General features: G+C 34.8%; 4 protein-coding genes. All 4 read left to right on the top strand.

Translation table 11 applies throughout. The features are described from left to right. A partial coding sequence (locus JMY08_RS13765; protein ID WP_201593745.1) for a DUF2345 domain-containing protein occupies nt 1–531 on the top strand: 531 nt, incomplete at its 5' end. A gap of 31 nt (nt 532–562) precedes the next feature. After that, nucleotides 563–1,333 (top strand): XAC2610-related protein, encoded by a 771-nt coding sequence (locus JMY08_RS13760; protein ID WP_201593744.1) that lies wholly within the window; start codon nt 563–565, stop codon nt 1,331–1,333. An 18-nt stretch (nt 1,334–1,351) separates the two neighbouring features. Then, nucleotides 1,352–3,766, top strand: a complete 2,415-nt coding sequence (locus tag JMY08_RS13755; protein ID WP_201593743.1) for a hypothetical protein — start codon at nt 1,352–1,354, stop codon at nt 3,764–3,766. A gap of 17 nt (nt 3,767–3,783) precedes the next feature. Beyond that, complete coding sequence (locus JMY08_RS13750) at nt 3,784–4,518, top strand: hypothetical protein (RefSeq protein ID WP_201593742.1); 735 nt, start codon at nt 3,784–3,786, stop codon at nt 4,516–4,518. The last annotated feature ends 163 nt before the right edge of the window (nt 4,519–4,681 follow it).

The following is a 4,681-nucleotide window of genomic DNA, read 5'->3' as shown; positions in this document are numbered from 1 at the left end:
AAGCCGGTAGCGATACAAGCCCAAGGTGGTGAGTTGCAGTTGAACAGTCAACAAGGTATGACGATTGGTAGTGAGTCGGGACAGGTAAATATCTCTAGTCCGAAGCGCATTAAGTTGCAAACTTCAGCAGGGGCGTCGATTACGATAGATGATAGCGGGATTAAGCTGGTGTGTCCGGGGACGATTAAGGTTCAGGCGGTGAAGAAGGGACTTGTGATGGGTGGACAAGTGAATGCGCCAGTTATATCTTTGCTTAAATCAGGGTTATTTAGTAAAGCGTTTGATCTAAAGAAACTGTTGCCACAAGATTTAATAGATCAAGGTATTAGCTATAAGCTGATTAATCATTCTAAAGGAACAGAGTTTGAGGGTAAACTTGATGAAGATGGTCAGACGTTAAGAGTGTTTGGCGATAAGGCTGAGAAGGTTGAGTTAGTATTAGATAGTATTTTAATTAGAGAAGATGACAGTTTTGAGTTAACTCCTTTAGATGACGAATATAATCATGATGACGGTGACTGTGGTTGTTAGTCTCTGATAATTAACTATTTAGGAAAAGAGCATGGACACTTTTAATAGATACAAAAATATTAATCTCACAATTATTATGCCTAAGATAATGACAAGTTTAATATTTCTTACACTTATGCTACTGATGTATAAAGCCAATGCTCAATCAAATACAACTTTTAAAAACTATGTTTTAAATAACTCAGGCAACATAAAATTGTTTGAAATTCGAGCTACAACTTGTTCCAACAATACTTGGGATTATTGTTTCACACCTGTATCAGTTAAAATAAAAGATAGGTTTAATTCTGATTGGCATCAGACGATAAATATTAGTACAGCCACGCCTTCCTTACAAGAAATGAACACTAGACTATCTTCAGACACTCGTATCAGACAATACTCTAAATATGAAAGATATACTTTTATATTTGGTGATTTTAACTTTGACGGTTATACGGATTTTGCCCATATATCAGGATTACTAGGGAATTATGGAAGTCCGTCTTATACTTTTTATATATACAATAAAGATAAAAAATATTATGAATCTAATTTACACTTTTCTGAATTAACTACTCAAGGTAGGTCAGTGCCAGATTTCAATTACGTTCAAAAGGAAATGGTGTCCTCTGAAAAAAACGGAGCTGGAAACCTTTCAAGCTACTACCGTATAAAAATCAATAAACCACAGCTATTTAAAGTTATTAACCGAGATTATATCAATAAAGCTGATAAATTTTATTTAAAAACTACTATCAAAACTTTAAATAGTAATCATGAATGGACAACCACTGTAAGTTACGATGAATATACTGAATAATGTCAATTAGGTTAAAATATGGCTACCAAAAAATTTAATATTTCAAAATCTGAGTCCGTTAGACTTCTTATAAAAACTTGCTTTGAAAACAAAGTAACCCAACATGCTCAAATTGCATGTGTATTAGCTAATTGCCAACATGAGACTCTAAACTTTGTGTATTCAGAGGAGATTGACGGTAGGAGTCAAGCGAAATTATTGGGGTATAGAGGTGGCATTGAATATTTTGGAAGAGGATACATACATCTAACTCACATAGATAATTATCAAAAGGCTGATAGTAAACTTGGTCTTGATGGAAGAATAACTCGTAATTTAGACTATGCTACTAATCCTAATATAGCAGCTAAAACAGCTGTGATAGGTATGCGAGATGGATGGTTTACTGGTCTAGGACTCAAACGATGGATTGATGGTGATAAAGGTTGGATTACTGGAGATGGTCTATCTTACTATTATGCAAGACAAATTGTTAATGGAGATTTCAAAACAACAAATACTTCAGAAATTGCTAAAGAATGGAGTTTAAAAATTCCTTCAGTTGTCAGTGACATAGTCGGATATTCAGTGTTATCAGTTAGCTTGGTTGACATTAGAGAGACACCAATTCCTGATTCATTAATTGAAATAACAGTTGCTAAGGACTCAAGCTTTTCACAAAAATACACAACTAATAGAAAGGGAATAATTCCATATATATATGCACCTCTCAATTCTACTTTAGAATTTAAAATTAACAATCGAACTTGTAAAAATAAATTAGTAATGAATAGAAAATTAAAATCTATTACTTTGGTGGACTCTAACTGTAGTTTTAATACCGAAACCCAACCACATCAAGTAGCTGATAATGCAAATGATCAAAAGCCTCGTCAATTAGATAAAAGTGATGCTACTTCTAGTGAATTAAGTGAAACCGAAAGTGGTAATCAGTCAATAGTTGATAGTATATCTTTTAACATTAAACTAGTGGAAGCAGATACGAGTAAACCGTTACCTAATGCACAATACTATCTAGAATATAAAAACGATATCAAACCACACAAAACCAATAGCTCAGGTGTCGACTCAGGCATAAAAGCTGATGTCAGTCAATCTATTGGCGTCTACCTTGACGATGACGGTGGTAAGAAGCAATCTATTTACAGCATGGCATTCCCTGTCACAGGCGACTTGAACGGACAGACCAAAGTATTAAAAGTTCCTGTCGTCGCCTTTAACATTAAGTTTGTTAATAAGAATAATCAACCCATACCGCATTACGAATTTAAAATCCTATACCGTGGCAGACAATCTGCTATAAAGAGAGCTAACAGTCAAGGTATTAGCACTATTAAAGCTCTTGCTGGTCAAAAGCTTACTGTTATCGATGGACAAGGTATAGCTCAAACAACCGCCATCGTTACCTATGGCTCCAAACAATGGACTATGATAATAGGTACAAACATCACTGAAGAAAATATTAGCGATGTATCAGATGCATTGAGTCAAGGAGCACCAGCTACTTCAGAGACGAGTAAACAAGATGAAACGTTAAAACCTGAAACAGAGCAAAACCCTGTAACTAAAGTAGAAAAATCAGAAGTAAAAGAGGTTGAGAAGAAAACAGAAACAGGACCGACGCTTGAGGTTTTATCAGATGAAGCTAAAACTACCATAAAATTTATTAATGAATCTACAAATAAGCCGTTATCGGGGCTTTCATATATTACTCAATCTACTAAATACGGTAAAAATACTTCAGTGACGGGTAGTGATGGTACGAGAGGCAGAACACATGATTCAGATGTCGGTATCCGCATTAAAGTATTAGTCAATGAGAACGGTAAAGAAATCGAAAAAGGTACTATTATCGCTAATAGTGATAAAAACGGTGTTGCTTATGTTTATAAGGCTAAGAAGCCTAAAGTACCAAATGTTGAAGTTAAATTTAAGACACAAAGAACCAATGTAGTCACAGAAAAATCTAAAAATATTTTGCGGGAGCTTGCTTCTCAATACGGAATGAAAACAATATATATAACAAGCACATTAAGAACTCCAGAGGAACAAGCGAGTGCAATGTACAATAATATTGCTGGTGGTAGAGTGATTAGATATGCTCCACCAGGAGCAGAAGTAACTCGTATCTGCCAAAACGGTATAAAAAAAGGATTGGGCAAAAGTCAAACCATTAAAAATATGGTAACTAAGATTTTAGAATACGATAAGAAAGGTGAGAGAGTATCTAAACATTGTGTTAGTTTCGAAACCTATGCTAAAAAAAATATCATTGATTTGGGTGTCAATAGTAATGGATTTACTACTAATGCGCAAAAGCAAAAATTCCAGAAAATTTGTGATGAAGCTCTTAAACAGGGTAAGCTTTCAAGTTTTATATCTCCTCTAAGAGACAAAGCTGAGCCAGCTTTTCATCTCGAAATACCTCAATAAATAAGAAGCTATACTTTATGAAAAAAACACTACTTTTATTGATTATGTTAGCTCTACAAGCTTGTAGCGATACTACCGTTCAACCTTCTGTAACTGATGTCCATAATGGCAATGACATAAACTCAAAGTTAGAGACGAATACTATCCAATCATTTTCAGATACAGATACAGATACTAGTATTCCAACAGGTATCTACTTTTCTAATAAGAAATGCGATGCAGACAAAACTTGCAAAAATTTTAGCCCTGAAAAAATTGATGGGAAGTACTTTCTATCTAAAAATCAGGATTCAAACGAAGGTACGTACTACTTATTAGTTAAGGATAATACCTACTACCTTTATAGTTTACAGTTTTTTGATGAAGACTACAGAGCCGTTGGATCTTGGTCACAATTGAAAGAAATTAATGCAGCAGATTTATCTTTTGAGATAAAATCTATTGAACAAGTCATGGGTTCAGACTATATGGGAAGTTACAACGATGCTGACCTAAACAACAAACTTAATACTTTAGCTAATCAGACAGGTTTGCTAGAGATAGGTAGCCTATTAGAAGGCAGCAAAATACCTACTTATGAAACTATCAAATTTTTGCGTACAGAAAATGGTTATAAAGTTGACTGTAATGACTATATAAAAAATTATGAGAAAACAGTGGATCAGTTATTCAAGCAAGATATGGCTGCTGGTTATCATTTTTACTATGAATGTGCAAATGGAAACGAGATATATTTTCATAACGTAAAATAATTAACCCAAGTAAACTATCCTTTGCCAGTAGCACTTACACGGGTCTCACCCAAGCGCGTACTGGCAGCGCTACTACACCAAGTTACGACTCCAGTGTCACCGATGACAACCTACAACAAACCATCACGACCCCCGTCTACTCAGGCATCAGCCCTCACGACGA

Source organism: Psychrobacter sp. Pi2-51, from assembly GCF_904846665.1.
GTDB lineage: Bacteria > Pseudomonadota > Gammaproteobacteria > Pseudomonadales > Moraxellaceae > Psychrobacter > Psychrobacter glaciei.
The sequence above is the reverse complement of the archived record's forward strand: the minus strand, read 5'-3'. Positions and strand labels throughout refer to the sequence as shown.